The sequence below is a fragment of the Mesorhizobium sp. M7A.F.Ca.CA.002.09.1.1 genome, assembly GCF_003998555.1.
Classification (GTDB): domain Bacteria; phylum Pseudomonadota; class Alphaproteobacteria; order Rhizobiales; family Rhizobiaceae; genus Mesorhizobium; species Mesorhizobium ciceri.
In genome coordinates this window covers 1-1,824 of sequence record NZ_RZRR01001012.1, presented here as the reverse complement: position 1 = coordinate 1,824, position 1,824 = coordinate 1, and the positions used below count along the sequence as shown (strand labels likewise).

At 66.6% G+C, this 1,824-nt stretch carries 1 protein-coding gene and 1 pseudogene; one reads left to right on the top strand and one right to left on the bottom strand.

Features of this window, described 5'->3' with window-relative positions:
• Positions 1-797, top strand: a 797-nt coding sequence (locus EN994_RS36905; RefSeq protein ID WP_127308062.1) for a cupin domain-containing protein, incomplete at its 5' end; no start/stop codon positions are given.
• Positions 798-806: 9 nt separating this feature from the next.
• On the opposite strand, the pseudogene EN994_RS29600 reads toward EN994_RS36905, so the two are convergent.
• Positions 807-1,824: pseudogene (locus tag EN994_RS29600) on the bottom strand (DNA polymerase IV); the annotation flags it as partial.

Genomic DNA, 1,824 nt, shown 5'->3' with positions numbered 1-1,824 from the left:
CCGCGTATGTCGGCGACGCGGCCTATGCCATGAAGTCCGGCGACTACATCTGCTTTCCCGCCGGTGCCGCGGCGGGGCATTGCCTGATCAATACCAGCGACGCACTGTGCCGCTATGTCATCGTCGGCGAGCGCAACCCGAATGAAGTGGTCGTCTACACCGCCTCCAACAAGGTGCTGGTACGCGCCCTGGGCCGCCGCGCGATCTTCGATCTCGCAGCCATCCGAACTTACTGGGACGGCGAGAACACCGGCCTTACCGCCGGCGATCCGCTGCCGTCGGATGTGACGGCCGGTGTCACCAAACCCCCGGCCGCGCCGATCCCGCCGATCGCCAGCGATGCTGTCGAATGGAAGGTCGAAGGCGAAGGCCCGCGGTTCGGCGGCCGGTCCAGGCACCTGACTTATGCCGCGCTGGGACGCTCCGACTATCATGTCGGCATGCTGATCGAAGCGCCGGCGCCCGGCATGCGCCTGGCGCCCCGGCACTATCACATGCTGGAAGAGGAGCATGCGCTGATCCTGGAAGGGGAGGTGACGCTGCTGCTTGGCGAGGAGCGCCACGAAATGAAAGCCGGCGACTATGTCTGCTTTCCGGCCGGCCTGGCGGTCGGGCATTCCTTCCTCAACAGCGGCACGGGGCCGTGCCGCTACCTGATGATCGGCGAGAAAAATCCCAACGAGGTCTGCGTCTATCCAGATTCCAACAAGATGGCGGTCGACGCCTTGCGCCGGCGCGACGGCATTTTCGACATGGGAGCGGTGAGGCGGTACTGGGACGGCGAAGAGATGGAGTAGCCCCCGGCTTCACAGCTCCTTCTCCGCCAACTCCCTGAATTCGTCGGGAACCGACCGCGCCATCGACAAGATCCGCGAGCGCTTTGGCAAACAGGCGGTCGGCGTCGAAGCGTGCTAGGCCCTTCTTCGTGCCGGGCCGGCGCCTCTCGTCGGCGAGGCCAAGCGGCAGGTCGAGCTGTAACTCGAAGCTTTCCTCAAGATGCGAGACCGAGATCGCCAGCAGCGAGATCGTTTTCTCCTGTGGATTGTCGGCAAGCAGGCCGCGCACCAGATCGCCGGCGATCTCGGCCAGCATCGCGGTCGCCGAGATCGGCTGGTCAAGCGTGATCGAACGGGTGACGGCGCGGAGATCGGCAAAGCGCACGCGTACCGTCACCGTGCGGCCGGGCCTTGCCTTGGCGCGCAGCCGGCTGGCGACGCGGTCGGCCAGATGCAGCAGTGTCGGCACGATGACCCGTGCCATAGCCGGCTTCTGGCCAAGCGCCGATTGGGCGCCGGCCGAATGCGCGCGGCGCTTCGTCTCCAGCTTTCGCGGGTCGCGGTTCCAGGACAGGGCGGCGAGCTTTTCGCCGGCGGCGGGACCGAGCAGGCGCGTCAGCGCGCCGCCATGCGTCCTGGCCAGTTGACCGATGGTCTCGACGCCGATCTCGGCCAGCCGCGCCCTGGTCGCCGGGCCGACGCCCCACATCAGTCCGACCGGCAGATCATGCAGGAAGGCGAGTTCGGTGCCGGGTTCGACGACCACCAGCCCGTCGGGTTTGGCGACCTGCGAGGCGATCTTGGCCAGATGCTTGGTGCGCGCCACGCCGATCGAGATCGGCAGGCCGAGTTCGGCCCGTACGCGGCGGCGGATGGTTGTCGCGATCTCCTGCGGCGAGCCGAACAGATGCGTGCAGCCGGCGACGTCGGCAAACGCCTCGTCGATGGAAATGCGCTCGACCACAGGCGTAAAATCGTCGAGCACCTTGATCGCCGCATCGCCCAGCCGCTGGTAATGGCTGAAATTGCCGCCGACGAAGATCAAATG